Source organism: Haladaptatus litoreus (assembly GCF_900156425.1).
GTDB classification, from domain to species: Archaea; Halobacteriota; Halobacteria; order Halobacteriales; family Haladaptataceae; genus Haladaptatus; species Haladaptatus litoreus.
In genome coordinates, this window is sequence record NZ_FTNO01000003.1 from 367,014 (window position 1) to 383,428 (window position 16,415).

A 16,415-nucleotide genomic window follows, 5' to 3' on the forward strand; every position below is an offset into this window, starting at 1 on the left:
CACGACCAATTCCGTCCCTTTAGCGTTTGCCAAACTGAAGTTGACAGATGGGAAATTGAATTTCTCAGAGGTGTACAAAAAGTACGTATCTAGTAATAAAAACTGTTGTGGTGAATGCTCCAAAGTGTGAACCGTTGGGCTACTCATAAGCTATTGTGCCGTAGCGTAGGGTGAATGAGTCCAATCACACTACTGAGTGCCGTCGACCCAGTATGGGCGACGTTCCTCTCTCCGGAACTCGCGAGCCGGATGCAGTTCGGATGGACAATCTCCGTTCACATCATCTTCGCGTCCCTTTCGATCGGGCTCGCACCGTTTATTATCTACTTTACTTGGAAAGACGTGCGGACGAACGAGCAGCGGTATGCGCGATTGCGCTCGTTCTGGGTGAAGGTTTTCGCCGCCGGCTTCGTGATGGGTACAGTCACCGGGATTCCGATGAGCTTCCAGTTCGGCACGAACTTCCCACAGTTCGCCGAGGTAGCCGGTGAATTGATCGGCGGCCCGCTGGCCTTCGAAGCGAAGATGGCGTTCTTCTTAGAGGCCGTCTTCCTCGGCGTGTTGCTGTACGGCCGCGACCGTGTTGAGGACCGAACATACGTCATCTCGTCGGTGCTCGTCGGCTTTGGCGCCTGGCTGTCGGGGTTCTGGATCCTGATCGTCAACGCTTGGATGCAGACCCCACGGGGCTACGAGATGGTCACCCGCAACGGGATGGAAGTCGCCAAACTAACCGATCCGTTCGCCGCGTTCCTCACCCCGCGAATGCCCTGGATGTATGTCCATATGATGAACGCGTCGGTGATCTCGGTCGCACTGCTGGTCGCGGGCGTCTCGGCGTATATCGTCTGGAAAAATCCCGACACTGAAGCCTGGAACACCGCACTCAAGCTGGCTGTCGTACTCCTGATCATCTCCGCACCGTTCCAAGCGGTCCACGGCGATGCCTACGGCCGCCACGTCGAGGACACCCAGCCACAGAAGTTTGCCGCGATGGAGGCTCACTACGAGACGGGGCAGGCCGACCTACACCTGCTCGCGTTTCCGAAGTCACCTGAGGCACTCACCGACCCGCGAGCCGAGAACCTCGTCACCGTGAGCCTTCCCGCAGTCGGGTCGTTCCTCGCCAGTGGCGGGGACTTCGACGCCGAGGTCATCGGACTGAACGAGTACGAGGAGAACCCCCCCGTAGCACTCGTGTTCTGGTCGTTCCGTTTCATGGTCGGGCTCGGGTTCCTGTTCATCGGGCTCGCGCTCTGGGGCGGGATCCTCACGTACCGAGGCCGGTTGGCCGACAGCACACGCTACCTGAAGGCGATGATCGCTGCATCGCCGTTCGGCTACGCTGCGTTGCTCACCGGCTGGTACGTCACCGAGATCGGCCGGCAGCCGTGGGTCATCCAGGGCGAACTCAAGACGAGCGAGGCGGTGTCATCGACGCTCACCGGGGCCGAGGCGACACTGACCCTGGTCGGGTTCGTCGTGCTCTACGTCGGGCTGATGCTGACTGCGCTGTACATCCTGAAGTGGCTGATCCGGGAGGAACTCCGGTCACTCGGCGTCCGAGAGTCGAGTGGTGGCCGCTGGCACGACCCGATTCCGTGGGTGAGTAGCGATGACTGACCCGCTGTTGCCCGTCGACGCGTACCTCGTAGAATCGCTGCCGGAGATCTGGTTCGGCGCCGTGCTGTTCGCGTTGGGGATGTACGTCGTCCTCGACGGGTTCGACTTCGGTATCGGGATGCTTTACGCGACCCGGACGGACGAACGCGAGCGGGAGACGTTCCTGGCGGCGTTCGGACCGGTCTGGGACGCGAACGAGGTGTGGATCGTCGCCTTCGGGACGATGCTGCTAGCGGCGTTCCCGCGCGTGTACTCGCGCCTGCTGGCGGACAACTATCTGCTCGCGCTCGGGTTCGTCGTCGCGTTGGTGTTCCGCGGCCTCGGTCCGGAACTCCGCGAGCAGCGCGACGACGAGCGCTGGAAGCGCTACACCGACTACGCGTTCATCGGCGGGAGCGTGTTCGCGCCGCTCCTGTTGGGGATGCTCGCGGGTCGCTGGCTGTTCGGCGGGGCGACGCTACCAGTGGCGTTGACTAGCGTCGGCCTGGTCGCCGTCTCGATAGTCACGGGGGCGGCGTTCCTCGCAGCCAAGACCGAGCCCGGTCTGGCATCGGAACTGCGAGCGTACGGCATCGGTGCGACACTGGCGTACCTTGGCGGTGTGGTCGTGCTGCTGGGAACCGTCGTTCTGACCGATGCGGGCGGCGCTGCCGACGCGGTGCTCTCGCTGCCCGTCGCTGCAGTCGTCGCTCTCTCGGTCGCCGTCGGGCTGGGCGGGAGCGTACTGGCCAGACGCGGCCGGTACCGAGCTTGGCTCGCGAGCGCGCTGGCGCTGCCCACACTGTTGACGATCTTGGTCGCAATTCTGCTGTACCCGACGATTTATCCGCCGACCGGGCTGTTGGTTAGAGAAGCGGTCGTGTCGCCATTAGCGCTGAACCTCGTGACCGTCCTCGGGTTTCTGGTCCTGCTGGTACTGTGGTACTTCAAGTTCCTCTACGGCGTGTTTAGCGGCCCAATCGAGGGTGAGGGCTACGGGGGGTAACCCCACCAACCTCTCGTCGTTCCATTCTCCGCTCAGTACTGGTGACTCTCCGATCGGGGATGTGTACGATATGATGGAATCACATCCTCGCGATAGTGTATCACTCTTGATGTCACACATCACCAGTGCCGGCAACTGGAACGCGACAGAGCGTATCGGCTTCGGACTGCCGAGGACCGCATTGTGTCGCAGTTTGTCGAGCAGACACTCTAGCTGGGGCCATCGAAGGAAGACAGTTCCATATGCATTCAGACGGCCAGTCTCAACTTCTGAATATACTGGGGAGTTGAGACTACACTGGGGATAGCGATCCTGTGATGCGTGATTTCAGCCGAATCCGCGATCAGAAACTGCTTCGCATCGCCTCTCAAGCGGACTCTCCTATCATACTCTCAACTATATCCATGAATTTCTGAGATTGCCGACAGCGTTGCCACTCAGAAAATCGGCGTTAGCCCGGACTGACCGGCTATCTACCCGATTCCGGTCTCCTTCTTCAGCAGAGTGAGCGTATTGTCGGCCGTCACGATCGGTGACTGCTCGTATCCGTCGGTCAATTCGTGCGTCGCGTCCAGCACGGCCGCTGAAATCTACTAGCTGAGAATAGCAATAAGGCCGCTTCAACCGTTATTGGCAACGGGCGCGTCTGTTACGGGTACGATGGCTGTTACAGACCGGTGGAGGGGTGTGGGAGGGTTCGAAGGCGAAATCCACGCGGTCCAGCGCTGTCGCGTGTCGCTTCGAGCGGGTCTCGAATGTCGTCGAGCCGAGTGACCGTCTCAGACCTGAATGATTCCCGCGACGCCGATGAGGCCGACGAGGACGCCCACGACGCCCAGAACGCCGAGATATTTCAGCGGTTCCCACCAGTAGCGGAAGTAGGTAAATATGCCGAAGAAACTGAAGAAGAATAACGCAAGTGGTTCGTGCCGGGCAAATGCCGAGAAGCCCATAATATAAAAAACCAACAAATCCGAGTTGCCACGATGGTTGATCGTCCGACGTGCTCATTGAGAATAGGTGCGTTGTAGGTTTGTTAGTCCTATCGGTTGCTTGTTTAGTAGCCAAATGTGAGTCTGAGCAATATGATTTAGAAATGGTAGAGGAGAGATTTCATCCTGATGGATTGTGAGGAGCGTCCCGTCGTTATCGCATGACCGCTATATCGGATTCATTCGCTAGTGATAAGCCTCCCTACCTCGTTTCGTGTCCATGTCCTCGAACCTCTTCCCTGTGTCCATTGAAAGCGAACGACTCCGATACGAACCGCTCCATGAGTCGGTCGACGCCCTCGACCTGTACGAGTACCACCGCTCCGGAGAACTGGACGCCGTGCTGCGCTTGCTGCGGGAACGGCCACACGCAACACCAAAGGAGACGGTAGAAGCGCTTGCGGAAAGTCGCGACGCATGGGAATCCAGTGACCGGGCAACCTACGCAATCCATAAAAAAGATGGCGGCGAGTTCGTTGGCGTCAGCGAACTGTGGCTCGAATGGGAGAAACGAAAAGTGTCGTTCGGTGTCTGGATTCGAGAGCCGTTCTGGGGGCGTGGCTATTCGGATGAACGAGCAGGTGCGATGTTGTACGTTGCCTTCGACCGACTCGACCTTGATCTCGTGAGCATTGAACACGAACCCGAGAACGACCAGTCGAAACGGTCCATCGGGAAGTACGTCGAGACCTACGGGGGGCAGTTCGACGGAGTCCTCCGGAACGGACTCCCTGCTGGCGACTTCGGCGGGCCCCGGGATCTGCACCTGTACAGCATCTCGAAGTCACAGTGGCGCGAAAACGTATCGGCGGACGAAACGAGTGGTTATCTGGTTACAGACGGACGATAGGGAGGCGATGTGTCCGGCAGCGTCTTGTTCGTCAAAGCCATCTTGTGTCGATATCGATGCGAGGGGTTTTGTTGCCCTTATCGATAATACAATCCGGCGGAAATTGCGGCCCCGATAGCCAGGCCGATCGCTATCCCCAGTGCGAGATTATCGAAGACGAGTCCGAGTGCCACGCCAACCGGGAGGCCGATGCCGATTCCGACACCAACTGCCTCATTTGCATCTCTAGTGTCGCTCTCGTCCTGACTCATAGAATGGAGAACGTGTTTTCGTAGTATAATTTTGCCGACACTCCTCGGGATGCAGTCCTACATAGCGGCTGTTTCAGCGGGAGAGGTTTCGAACCTATATGATTTCAACAGAGTCAATTTCAACAGAGCCAGATCCCCCGACTCCGAGCACATCAATCCTCGTACCGAGCACTCAGCTTACGTTACTCGCTGCCCTACTTCTCCTTCGAGATGCCGACGACTGCCACCGAACGAACGACCAGGACCGACACGAGAATGAAAGCCGTAGCGGCCAAAGAGTACGGCGGCCCGGAGGTTCTCCGGCTCTACTCGGCGCCGAAACCCACTCCGGAGTCCGACGAAGTCCTGATCCGCGTCCGCGCGTCCACCGTTGGCCCGGCCAACTCGGCCATGCGCGAGGGACGACCGTTCCCCGTTCGCTTTTTCAGTGGCCTCCGACGGCCCACGTCCATCCCGGGCGACGCGTTCGCCGGGAACATCGCGGCCGTCGGTAGGGACGTCACGCGTTTTGGCGTCGGCGACCGGGTGTTTGGAACGACCGCGCCCGAGTCGGGTGCGCACGCCGAGTACGTCTGCGTCCCTGAGGATGGAACGCTCGAACTGACGCCCGCAGGCGTGAGCGACGCCGAGGCCGCCGCCGTCGCCGACAACGGCCTCACGGCATTGCTGTTCCTCCGGGACGTGGCCGACCTCCAGCCCGGCCAGTTCATCCTCGTCAACGGCGCTTCGGGCGGCATCGGGACGTTCGCCGTCCAGCTCGCCACCCACTTCGGCGCCGAGGTTACTGGCGTCTGCAGCACCAAGAACGTCGACCTCGTGCGATCGCTCGGCGCCGACACGGTCGTCGACTACACGACCACCGACGCCGCCAAGACGGGCGGGACGTACGACGTGATATTCGACGCCGTCGGCAAGGGGTCGTTCGCGCAGTTCGAGAACGCGCTGAACCCGGGCGGGCTGTATATGACGACCGTCCCTTCGGTAAGGATCCTTCTCGAGATGGCCCGGACGAGGCTTGTCGGCGACAAGCGAGCTGTCTTCGCACCCACGGGGATGAAGCCAGCTGGTGTGCGGAAAAAATACCTCGGAGAGTTACGAAAACTCCTCGACTCCGGGGTGATCCGCTCGGTAATCGGACGGCGATATCCGGTAGCGGAGATCGTCGAGGCACACCGCTACGTCGACACCGGGCACAAGCGCGGGACGGCCGTGGTTACGATCGATTGACCAGCCAAATCTCAAATGAGTCGAGGCCACCGAACGCATCGTGTGAGCCGTTGAGGAGTCCACCCGAAGAGGTCTAGACGACCGCCAGCTCGATTGTACTCCGCCAAGGGGGAAGGGAAGTTCGCAGTAGGAGTTCATCTCGGCGAGACATACAGTTCCCCGAGACAAGGAGTCACCGAGGATAGCCTACTGCGTCGGGAGCGTGATTGAGGTGACGCTCGTCGGCTGACGAATGAGAAACGTTGGGTGACCGCTGGCTCTGCGGGCCAATTACAAAGTCAGTTCGGCACGAACTGTACAGGGACCGCGAGTGAGGGAAGTCGGAAGAATTGTCCCGCGCTTCACCACCAGTCCGATGAATCCGTTCGAGAGAGGAAAGATCACGCTTGACGTATGGCGTGCCAGAGGAGTGACCCGTGAAGAGATAGAGGCTCGGCAGCGACGACGGCTCGCTAAGCTGCTCTCGTTCGTCCGACGACAGTCACGGTTCTATAAGCAACACTACGCAGACGTGCCCGAGGGCAGTACCGACCTCACACAGTACCCACCAGTGACGAAGCCGATGTTGATGGAGCACTTCGACGATGTCGTCACGGACACGGCAATAATCAAAAACGAGATCGACGAGTTCGTCGCTGACGAGACGAAGATCGGCGAGCGCTACCTCGGAAAGTATCCAGTCTGGACGACGTCCGGGACGACAGGGGAACCGGGGGTATTCGTCCAGGATGAGACCGCATTGACCATTTCAGACGTGCTGGGCGATCGGTGGATCGTGCCCGCATTGGTCGGGATTTCGCCACTCTCCAGAATCCTCACACAGAATCTCCACATCGGACTCGTCGCTGTCTCGGGCGGGCACTTCGCCGGTGCGGCCGGCCTCGAGATGATGCGTCGAGAATCGATTTATGGAGAGCGTCGCCTCCAACTCTTTTCCCCGAAAAGCCCGATCGACGACCTGATCGTCGCTTTGAACCAGTACCAGCCCGCCATCCTCGAAGGCTACTCGACCGTTCTCGTCGAACTGGCGCAAGCCCAGCAAGACGGACGCCTCGATATCAGTCCGGCACTCCTTCTTCCCACGGCAGAACCCATCTCTGCGACCCAAAAGCGACTGCTCCGGGACACCTTCGATTGTATCGTCCGAGAACTCTACGGGGCGACGGAATTCGTCCCGATCGCCGTCGAGTGCGAACACGGAAATCTCCACGCCAACACCGACTGGGTCGTACTCGAACCGGTCGACGAGGACTATCAACCGGTCGAACCAGGGACGCCGTCGGACACCGTCCTCGTCACGAGTCTCTCGAATAGAGTGCAACCGCTCGTTCGGTACGATCTCGGGGATAGTATCACGCTGTACGAAGAGCGGTGTCCATGCGGGAGCGAATTCCCCATTATGGAAGTCGGCGGACGGCAAGGGGACGTCCTCCAGTTCGAAACCGACGAGGGAGAGGAGGTCCCGATTTTCCCACTCGCACTCTCGAGCGTCGTCGAAGAAGTCCCGGGTGTCCATCGAACCCAGATTATCCGCACAGCCCCCACAACACTGCAGGTCCGCTTTGCTGTCACCGCTGATGCAACCGAGGAGGAGGTCTGGAAGCATATCGAGCGGGAGCTCCAGTCGTTCCTTCGTGATCATGGGATTAGCCGCATAACCGTCGAAGCAGCATCCGAGACCCCACAACGGGAGAAACGAAGTGGGAAATTCCGGCACGTCTGGTCAGAATTGGAGAAGTAACTCACTCCGCTCAGTCGCCGTCTTGGGCATTCGATGTTGCTGAGTGAGTCAACGAGGAGGTCATGCTCAACCACGAAGATATTCGAGGACCGCATGCATTGAGAATCCCAGTCTCAACTTTTGAACATACTGCTTAATGTGATTCCAATGCGTGTAATCATAGTTGGCGGCGGTCGCGTTGGTCGTGGCCTCGCCGAACGACTGGAGAATCGTGGTGAAAATGTCGTCCTTATCGAACAAGATCAACAAGCAGTTGAAATCGCACGTGATGCTGGATTTACAGTCCATCAAGATAATGGGACAAATATTGATGCGTTACGGGCGGCAGGCGCAGAGAATGCCAAAATTATTGCTGCAGCAACTGCAGATGATGATGTGAACCTACTTGTCTCGCAACTTTCAAATTTGAAGTTCAATGTCGAGACCGTAATTGCTTGTGTAAATACACCCCAAAATGTTGAGGTATTTGAAGATCTTGGTGTTCAATCGATTTCGGCCAACGACTCGATTGTACAGGCCATGGACAATGCAGTCGAGCGACCAGCACTCTCAGAGTGGATGTCCGAAATTGAGCGAAACGGTGATGTGCAGGAGATCGAAATCACTGATGAAAATCTCAGTGGAAAAACCATCAAGGAACTTGGCCAAAGTCTACCAGATGGCGTGTTAATTGCACTTGTAAGCCGAGATGGTGAATCGCAAATTCCAACCCCTGAGCTCACACTCCGCCATGGAGATCACCTCATCTTCGTTGGACAAAGTCGAGCCGTTGATGACGCAATTGAACTGTGTCATCCTGAGATGTATGTTTAACACCGATCTCTTAGAGAACAGTATCGACTGAATGTTTTGAGATCAAGTCTTGAGGCATGTCACGATCATAAAAAAGCAGTATCTGCGGTATCTTTGTATTCTCTCTTAACGTAGTGGACAGTATGGGGAAGTCAGACGAACTATACTCACGTTTGAAAGATGTTGATTCAGTAGCAATTGTGTGTCATTATCAACCAGATCCAGATTGTCTTGCAAGCGCATTTGCTTTCCAATGGATTGCAGAGCAGGCAGAAGTTGACCAGGCTACAATTTTTTACGAGGGGGAGATTACTCATCAAGAAATTCGTTCCTTTATCAACGTTTTCGAGATATCACTCGAACGAATTCAAGAAGAAAATCTCAGAGAATATGATTGTATTGCATTAATTGATCATGCCGTTTCTGGTAAGCAGGTAGATATTCCGGATGATATACCGATTAGTTTTATTATTGATACTCAAGACATAGAAAATAGCTCAGAAGCAACATTTGTCGATAGTCGTGCTGATTACGGAACGACCTCAACAATCCTCACCGAGTACATTACTGAACAAGAGTGGTCTCCGTCAACCCCCATCATGTCCGCACTTCTCTTTGCAATTCATCACGAGCGGCTTGATCACGTCCGGTACCCCACGCTCGCAGAGTATGAAGCAGCAACAGTGCTTTATCCGGCTGCCGATATCGACCTGATTGAAGAAGTATACGGATCGTCACTCACACCATCGACGCTCGATGCGATTGGACGGGCCATAAATCACCGAGAAAAGCACAGTTCAACACTTGTTTCGAGTATTGGAAGAACCACTGAAAGTGGTTCACTTCCGCAGGCAGCAGATTATCTCCTTCGACTTGAGGGAGTTCGAACCGTTCTCGTGATGGGGATTGTCGATGGCCATCTTCGATTGAGTGCCCAATCGTTCGATCCACGGATCGATATCGGTAATATAATTAAACAGTCATTTGGTTCATATGGATCAGCTGGGGGCCATCCTGATCGGGCGGGCGGTCAGTTACCCCTCGGTATCTTTGCGGAGAGTAGTAATAAAAATGTAGAGATCGAAGAACAATTATTCAAGGTTGTCGCAAGCCGGTTTTTCGGGACACTTAATTTAGATGAAGAATAATGGAAAACCAAACGCTACCTTACTCCCTCGGTGCATACACACCCCGCTTCTTGAGGTTGGACTTTGATATAGACTTCCAATAATTAGTCACTAGTCTATTGGTCATGCTCGTCTGTGTCAATCATCGGATTCCCACGCTATCACCCTGTCTACTCGCACCGGTGAGAGCCGATTCGACCGCCTCTCCGGTAGCGCCCAATTATCCGCCAGCCGTCCGGCGACTTCCCGAACTCCGGCTTCTCTCTGCGTCGTGGGGAGGAGTCGATTCGACACACTCGTCGGATCAATGAATTCGTGTTTTATCCGAATTGTTGGTTGTGCTGCAGCGAGTTTGTTGTGTATCGTCCATTCGAGGATGGTCTGTTCGAGCGCGAGATTCGGCTCGCGAAACGGCTCGGGTTCAACATGCTCTGAAAGCACATCAAGCCCGCCCACCCCGACTTTGTCGAGGCGGCCGACCGACTCGGTATCCTCGTCTGGGAGGAACCGGCGAACCCCTCGGTGTACACCGAGCGCTCCAAGCGCGAGGTTCGTGACCAAATACGGGAACTCATCGAGCGCGACTACAACTCTCCGAGCGTCGTCGTGTGGAGCCTCTACAACGAAGAGTGGGGTATCGGCGGTCACTACGAGGAGGCCGAAGAATCGCTGTGGACCGACGAGGAAAAACAGCAATACCTCGCGGAACTGTACGAAACCGTCCGCGAGTGCGACTCGACGCGGCCCATCTGTGACAACTCGGGGTGGGCGCACGTCGCCACGGATATCAACGACTACCACCGCTACTTCGTCAGTCCGGATCGCGCCGACGCGTGGGGCGACGACCTAAACCACATCATCGCGCATCCCGCGGACAACTACGGCGCCACCGAGACCAACCCCGACGAGTCTCCCATCGTCATCTCGGAGTTCGGTACCTGGGGTCTCTTCGACGTGGACTGGTTTCGTGACCGCTACGGCGGCGAACCGTCGTGGTTCGATCACGACTTCTTCGACGACCCCATCAAGCGACCGGCCGGCGTGGACGACCGGTTCGAGAATCGTTTCTCTCGTCGGTGTTCGACGACTACGAAGACCTCGCGGCCGTTTGGCAGGACCGCGAGTTCGTCTCGGTAGCGGACGTTATCGGACAGATGCGTACCCGAGAGGATATCCGCGGCTACGTTATCACCGAGTTTTCGGACATCGAATGGGAGTTCAACGGACTCCTCGACTACTATCGCGAGGAGAAGGCGTTCTGTGACGACTTCGCGTCGGTGAACGCCCCGGTGATGTTCCGGCTCGAACCGCACGCCAGAACCGCGTGGAGCGGCGACGAGATTCCCATTGACGTTGTCGTCGTCAATGACACCGCCGACCACATCGAAGCCGACATCTCGTGGGAGGCGTTCGACGACGCCGGAACGATGACTATCGGCGTCGATGGTGCACGCATCGAGCGTATTACCGACGCTTTCACCATCAGCACGTCCGGCACGAGCGGCTCCTCGGACGAGGTGACCGCGACGCTCGAAACGCCGACCGAGACGGTCACGACGACGGAACGACTCTGGGTTCTCGAAGGGACATCGGCCGCGAACGACGGCGTAACGGCGCTCGTACGTGGTGCGATAAGTCCCAACGTGGCGGCGGCGGACAACGGCATCGCCCCACAGCACGAACTGAACAAAGATACCGACGTCGCCATCGTCACAGAAGTGGACGATTCCGTTCGCGCGTTCGCCGAGGACGGAGGGAACGTCCTTCTCGTCCCCGGTTCGGACGGTACGATGTCCGACGATAGTCCATTCGAGTTCCGTGAACTCCCCGCTACCGAGAGCTGGAATCTCGTCTCCTCGTTGTTTTACAGCGACTCCGAACTGGTGGATGACATCGTCACCGACCGGCGACAGGGCTGGGCGTTTGACGACCTCTATCCGTACGCAGTCGTGACGGATATCGAGGAATCCGACGACGTTCACGTCGGCTACATCGAAGGCTGGCTCGTCAACAAGGGAAGTCCGCTCCTGACCCGTCAGTTCGGTGCGGGAACCATCACGGCGTGCACGTTTAGAATCACGGATATGTACGGGAACCATCCGACAGCAACGACACTTATGAGTAACGTCATCGGAAGGGTTACAAACGAATGAGAATCGTCGATTACGAACTGTTCGAAGTACCACCGCGGTGGCTCTTTCTGAAGGTCACCACGAGCGACGGTATCGTCGGCTGGGGCGAACCGGTCGTCGAAGGGCGCGCGAAAACGGTTCGCGCCGCCGTCGAAGAACTGATCGACAATTATCTGCTGGGCGAAGACCCGTTGCCCATCGAGAACCACTGGCAGACGATGTACCGCGGCGGTTTCTACCGCGGCGGGCCAATACTCATGAGCGCCATCGCCGGTATCGACCAGGCGCTCTGGGACATAAAGGGGAAACAGTACGACGCGCCGGTATACGAACTGCCCGGTGGGCGGGCGCGCAATCGTATGCCGCGTCTACCAGTGGATCGGCGGCGACCGTCCAGCCGACGTCGGCCAAGCGGCCAGGGAGAAAGTCGAGGCCGGATTCACCGCGCTGAAGATGAACGCGACGTCCGAGATGCGACTAGTCGACACCCCGGCGGCGGTCGACGACGCCGTCGAACGACTCTCGCAGGTTCGCGATGCCGTCGGGGCCGATGTCGACATCGGGGTCGATTTCCACGGTCGCGTCCCGAAGCCGATGGCCAAACGGTTGGTCGAGGCGCTCGAACCGTACGACCCGTTCTTCATTGAAGAGCCGGTTTTACCCGAACACAACGACGCGCTTGGCGAGATAGCACAACACACGACGACTCCCATCGCGACGGGCGAGCGGATGTACTCGCGGTGGGATTTCAAGGAGGTGTTTGAGGACGGTACCGTCGATATCATTCAACCTGACTTGAGTCACGCGGGCGGTATCACCGAGGTGAAGAAGATCGCGGCGATGGCCGAGGCCTACGACGTGGCGGTCGCACCGCACTGTCCGCTCGGCCCGATTGCGCTCGCTTCGTGCGTGCAAGTCGACGCCTGCTCACCGAACACGCTCATTCAGGAACAGAGTCTCGATATCCACTACAACGAGACCAGCGACGTGCTGGACTATCTCGCCGACCCCGACGTGTTCGACTATCACGAGGGGTACATAGACCTCCCCACAGCGCCCGGTCTGGGGATCAGTATCGACGAAAAGACGGTTCACGAGCGTGCCGAACACGAGGTCGATTGGCACAACCCGGTCTGGCATCGGGACGACGGTTCCGTCGCGGAGTGGTGATGATGTCCGAAACACCAACTCCCGGTCGGTTCGACGGCCAGACCGCCGTGGTCACCGGTTCGACACGCGGCATCGGCGACGGTGTGGCACGACGATTCGCCGCGGAAGGGGCAAACGTCGTCGTCACGGGACGTACCCGTCCCGCCGGCAAGCGAACCGTCGCCGACATCCGAGAGGACGGCGGCGTCGCCGAGTTCGTCCGCGCGGACATGCGCGACCCCGATGATATCGCCGCCCTGTTCGAAGCGACGAACGAGACGTTCGGTGGCGTTGACATCCTCGTCAACAACGCCGGGGTAGAAACCGAGACGAGCGCGGCCGATACATCCCTCGATGATTGGGCGTTCGTCCTCGAAACCGACTTCCGGTCGTACTGGCTCTGTGCGAAACACGCACTCCCATACATGAACCGTGGGGCCATCGTCAACGTTTCCTCGAATCACGCGTTTCAGACGATGCCTGACATCTTCCCGTACAACGCGGTAAAGGCGGGAATCAACGGAATGACCCGGGGGATGGCGCTCGACTTCGGACCGCAGATTCGTGTCAATACGGTCAATCCCGGCTGGGTCGCCATCGGGAAAACCACCGACGACATGTCCCCGGAGCGTCGCCGCGAGTTGGAAGCCATCACCCGGTCGGTCGTCTCGGCACGCCCGCGGATATCGCGGGCGTCGTCGCGTTTCTGGCGAGCAACGATGCCGCGTTCGTCACCGGCGCGAGCATCCTCGCGGACGGCGGTCGAACCGCGGTGATGCAGGACGACACGCTCCCGGATTATCGAAAGCGGCGGGACGAGTGATCGAGGCGCGGTTTGACTCTTCGGTCACGTCGAAATCTCAGAGTAATGATAGACGTCGGGAGTCGTGCTGAAACATGAACGCGAAAGTGACTGTATCGACGATCCTCGGCGCCATCGGGTGTTTTTTGGGGATGGTATGCTTTGTCCAAGGCCTCGGAATCATCCAGATTGCTCTCGTTATGTGCGTCGCGGACTGCGAACCGATCACTGGGAAATCAGTGCAGTGGACGGTCATCGGCGTGATCGATTCGTTCGTAGGAATCGGCTTCGTCTGGGCGGGCCAGCGGCGCGTAAATCGATGATAGTTTCGATTGGAGTCCTCACCGCGATAACGATCCTTTGCAGTATCGCCATGTTCGAAGTGTATCCTCCAGAAGTACCGAGGGAAATACAGCAGGAAGGTTGCCCGATATTGTGGCCCTTGATTCAATCCCTTCGGGAACAAAGTAACGGCCAATTTTTCGAGTACGATCCAACGACAATTTCTATCGAGGTTCTGCTGAAACGCATTTTAGAGATCGTATCCCCACTCACGGAGGATACCGGCGGCCTCGTCGAGATTCTGCATCCCTGCGAGATAAATCGCTTCCCGAGCATCGAGCCGATACACGTCGTCGCCGATGATCGATTCTAGGTCGCGCTCTGCATCCTTTGCGCGACTGTCCGTCGAGTCCAGAACGAACAGTTGGTGAACGCTGTCGCGCTCGTCTTTGACGTTCTCCCGCCGGAGTGTGTATGGTAAGTCTGACCGGTTAAACTGACGAGTATTACTCTCTGGTGTTACTGCCTCATCAGTAGTTTCGTTCACACTGTCTGCGGACTCCATCGGTTCGTTTTCCGTGGTCTGTTCGTCGGTATCATCGGCAAACGGATCCGACGCACCTGACTTCATGCAACACCCTCCGGAGTAGCGAACTGCTCGGAAATGGACGCGGCCAGTTCGTCGAACTTTTCGAGAGTCCCCGTTTCGTAGTCACGGAGGTCACGGAACTCGTCACTTTCCGCGAGTTCGAAAATGCTGACTTGGTTCTGCCATGCTTCGCCAAGCATCGAACCACGTTCACGAATCGAGACGGGGGCAATCGGGAGGTCCTGTTCTTCGAGCGAAGTGAAAACTGACTGTTGGACGTTCGTATCGCTGACTTTGTTCGGCACGACACCAAGAACACCGACTTCGATATCTCCGAGTGTTTCTTCGATATTGTTCACGACGTCTCGCAGTCCCTCAACACTCTGTTCTCCTTTTGCGCTGAGTTCCGCCGGAATGAGCAAATTCGACGTTGCGTAGATCGAGTTGTAGATGTGCTGGCCGACGGTAGCCGGTGGGTCGATGATGAGAACATCGTAATCACTGGGGACACCAGCGTCGGACAGCACACGACGGAGTTGCTTCTCTTTCGGCCAGCGATAGTTTGCATCGTGCATCGATTGTTCCATCTCTGCCGCGCGCGTGAGGTTCTGCTCGAGTGACCCGAGCATATTGTGGCCGGGAACGAGGTCGAGATTCTCGTCAACGGTGACGACGAGGTCGGCGAACTCACCCTTCGGTCGCTCGACCATGTGCCGAACGAGATTATCCACAGTGGCATCAGCGCGATTCTCCCCAGCGCCGAGGTGGTGAGTGAGTCCACCCTCCTGTGGATCCATATCGATAGCAAGGACTCGCTGGCCGCGCCTCGCGTGTGCCGCCGCGAGGTTGAGCGAAAGCGTGGTTTTGCCAACGCCCCCTGCCTCTGACCAAACCGTGTACGGAATCATACGAAAATGCCATCACAAGCAAGATATAAAAAATACTCGTCAGACAAACTGGACAGTAATACTGGGCAGTAATGCTGGCCAATAATTCTGACTAGTAATACTGAAATGCAATACTGACCAGCATTGTCAGCAAGCACGAATAAGAACATCCGTGGGGTAACCATCCAGTAATACCGGACGGTGTTACTAAACGGTCTGAATAGAACACCTACGGAAGCCGAACTCAAAGCACAGTATAGATCGATAGCGACTCTTCGTCAATCTTGGAAACCCGGACTCGGGAGTAGATGGGAACTGTCAACCGAGATGGCCAGTAGGGGCTGTATCGCCCGGAAATCGGACACGGTTTCGGAACACCCCAGATAGGTTGAAACACGGACAGCAACCAGTTCGGTGTTACCAGCGTCGCGTGTTCAAGCACATCACCGAGCCTTCGACCGCAGTCGGTCGATGATACTGCCGGTCTTATCGATGGCCTCGATTTCGGTAATCGAATCACCGACGCTGATCTGCCCGGATTCGACCACGTCCGCACAAATTCCACCACGGCCGCTTTTGAGCGCTCGAGCGACGCCGTCCTGCTCATTGACCTGTTCGACATGCGCACAGGGTGGACGTGGTCGCGTTCCTTCGAGCAGTGCGTCACCGATTCTGAATCGGTGTTTCAGTAGTTCGTGGACATCTATTCCGTCCGTAACGATGTTTCGCCGATGCTCACCGGCCCTCAGGTCGAGGTCGGACTCCCGATTGATTTCGTCGATCGCTTCTCCAGCGATCAGCGTTACCTGACAGACATCGTATGGCGAGTAGTAGCCCGTTCCGTTGAAATAGCGGTCGTCCCGAAGCCCCCTGTTGGCGACTGCTTGGACATCCGTGACCGACTGCATCGGTTCGGAATCGGCCTCTGCGATAAAGAGATCGATGACGTGAGCCATACTCGTTCGTTCGACCCGGACGTAGATAAC

The 16,415-nt window shown here is 57.4% G+C and carries 15 protein-coding genes and 4 pseudogenes; 13 read left to right on the forward strand and 6 right to left on the reverse strand.

From position 1 onward, the window contains the following. Positions 1-174: 174 nt before the first annotated feature. From BW974_RS16215 to BW974_RS27215, 3 genes and pseudogenes are all read left to right on the forward strand, one after another. Positions 175-1,623, forward strand: coding sequence for a cytochrome ubiquinol oxidase subunit I (locus BW974_RS16215; RefSeq protein ID WP_076431277.1), 1,449 nt, complete (start codon positions 175-177; stop codon positions 1,621-1,623). Continuing rightward, on the forward strand, positions 1,616-2,608 hold the full coding sequence (locus BW974_RS16220; RefSeq protein WP_076431278.1) for a cytochrome d ubiquinol oxidase subunit II: 993 nt from the start codon (positions 1,616-1,618) through the stop codon (positions 2,606-2,608). Before BW974_RS16215 ends, BW974_RS16220 begins: the two co-directional genes overlap by 8 nt. A gap of 31 nt (positions 2,609-2,639) precedes the next feature. Then, positions 2,640-2,821: pseudogene (locus BW974_RS27215) on the forward strand (helix-turn-helix domain-containing protein); the annotation flags it as partial. A 566-nt stretch (positions 2,822-3,387) separates the two neighbouring features. On the opposite strand, the gene BW974_RS25785 reads toward BW974_RS27215, so the two are convergent. Next, positions 3,388-3,561 carry a hypothetical protein gene (locus BW974_RS25785; RefSeq protein WP_175609717.1) on the reverse strand — a complete coding sequence of 58 codons (174 nt, stop codon included), beginning with the start codon at positions 3,559-3,561 and terminating at the stop codon, positions 3,388-3,390. A 259-nt stretch (positions 3,562-3,820) separates the two neighbouring features. Between BW974_RS25785 and BW974_RS16225 the strand changes: the two genes are divergently transcribed. After that, positions 3,821-4,450, forward strand: a complete 630-nt coding sequence (locus BW974_RS16225) for a GNAT family N-acetyltransferase (protein ID WP_076431279.1) — start codon at positions 3,821-3,823, stop codon at positions 4,448-4,450. A gap of 77 nt (positions 4,451-4,527) precedes the next feature. Here BW974_RS16225 and BW974_RS25790 read toward each other — a convergent pair whose 3' ends face one another. Continuing rightward, positions 4,528-4,701: a glycine zipper domain-containing protein gene (locus BW974_RS25790; protein WP_175609718.1), complete on the reverse strand. Its 174-nt coding sequence runs from the start codon at positions 4,699-4,701 to the stop codon at positions 4,528-4,530. A gap of 210 nt (positions 4,702-4,911) precedes the next feature. Here BW974_RS25790 and BW974_RS16230 point away from each other — a divergent pair, with 210 nt between their 5' ends. The 4 genes and pseudogenes from BW974_RS16230 (at position 4,912) to BW974_RS16245 (ending at position 9,609) form a co-directional block, all read left to right on the forward strand. Continuing rightward, positions 4,912-5,928, forward strand: coding sequence for an NAD(P)-dependent alcohol dehydrogenase (locus BW974_RS16230; RefSeq protein WP_217694345.1), 1,017 nt, complete (start codon positions 4,912-4,914; stop codon positions 5,926-5,928). A gap of 409 nt (positions 5,929-6,337) precedes the next feature. Next, complete coding sequence (locus BW974_RS16235; RefSeq protein ID WP_076431334.1) at positions 6,338-7,669, forward strand: phenylacetate--CoA ligase family protein; 1,332 nt, start codon at positions 6,338-6,340, stop codon at positions 7,667-7,669. A 132-nt stretch (positions 7,670-7,801) separates the two neighbouring features. Further along, a pseudogene (locus BW974_RS16240) lies at positions 7,802-8,482 on the forward strand (potassium channel family protein); the annotation flags it as partial. A 122-nt stretch (positions 8,483-8,604) separates the two neighbouring features. Continuing rightward, complete coding sequence (locus tag BW974_RS16245) at positions 8,605-9,609, forward strand: DHH family phosphoesterase (protein WP_076431281.1); 1,005 nt, start codon at positions 8,605-8,607, stop codon at positions 9,607-9,609. 117 nt (positions 9,610-9,726) lie between these two features. Here the strand turns inward: BW974_RS16245 and BW974_RS16250 are convergent, their stop codons facing one another. Beyond that, complete coding sequence (locus BW974_RS16250; RefSeq protein ID WP_139328900.1) at positions 9,727-10,149, reverse strand: hypothetical protein; 423 nt, start codon at positions 10,147-10,149, stop codon at positions 9,727-9,729. On the opposite strand from BW974_RS16250, the gene BW974_RS16255 reads away from it, so the two are divergent. The 5 genes and pseudogenes from BW974_RS16255 (at position 10,111) to BW974_RS16275 (ending at position 13,994) form a co-directional block, all read left to right on the forward strand. Further along, positions 10,111-10,725 (forward strand): glycoside hydrolase family 2 TIM barrel-domain containing protein, encoded by a 615-nt coding sequence (locus tag BW974_RS16255; RefSeq protein WP_076431283.1) that lies wholly within the window; start codon positions 10,111-10,113, stop codon positions 10,723-10,725. The two genes, BW974_RS16250 and BW974_RS16255, sit on opposite strands and share 39 nt — an antisense overlap. Then, complete coding sequence (locus BW974_RS16260) at positions 10,665-11,741, forward strand: hypothetical protein (protein ID WP_076431284.1); 1,077 nt, start codon at positions 10,665-10,667, stop codon at positions 11,739-11,741. Before BW974_RS16255 ends, BW974_RS16260 begins: the two co-directional genes overlap by 61 nt. After that, positions 11,738-12,890, forward strand: a pseudogene (dgoD, locus tag BW974_RS16265) (galactonate dehydratase). Before BW974_RS16260 ends, dgoD begins: the two are co-directional and overlap by 4 nt. Then, positions 12,890-13,692, forward strand: a pseudogene (locus BW974_RS16270) (SDR family NAD(P)-dependent oxidoreductase). Before dgoD ends, BW974_RS16270 begins: the two co-directional pseudogenes overlap by 1 nt. 131 nt (positions 13,693-13,823) lie before the next feature. Continuing rightward, the gene (locus BW974_RS16275; protein WP_245800155.1) at positions 13,824-13,994 is read left to right on the forward strand and encodes a hypothetical protein; all 171 of its coding nucleotides are present in this window, start codon (positions 13,824-13,826) and stop codon (positions 13,992-13,994) included. 209 nt (positions 13,995-14,203) lie between these two features. Here the strand turns inward: BW974_RS16275 and BW974_RS16280 are convergent, their stop codons facing one another. From BW974_RS16280 to BW974_RS16290, 3 genes are all read right to left on the reverse strand, one after another. After that, positions 14,204-14,584: a DUF7970 domain-containing protein gene (locus tag BW974_RS16280; protein ID WP_076431286.1), complete on the reverse strand. Its 381-nt coding sequence runs from the start codon at positions 14,582-14,584 to the stop codon at positions 14,204-14,206. After that, complete coding sequence (locus BW974_RS16285) at positions 14,581-15,450, reverse strand: ParA family protein (protein ID WP_076431287.1); 870 nt, start codon at positions 15,448-15,450, stop codon at positions 14,581-14,583. The genes BW974_RS16280 and BW974_RS16285 overlap by 4 nt, the downstream gene beginning before the upstream one ends. Before the next feature lie 422 nt (positions 15,451-15,872). Then, positions 15,873-16,385, reverse strand: a complete 513-nt coding sequence (locus BW974_RS16290) for an MOSC domain-containing protein (protein WP_076431288.1) — start codon at positions 16,383-16,385, stop codon at positions 15,873-15,875. Positions 16,386-16,415: the final 30 nt, after the last annotated feature.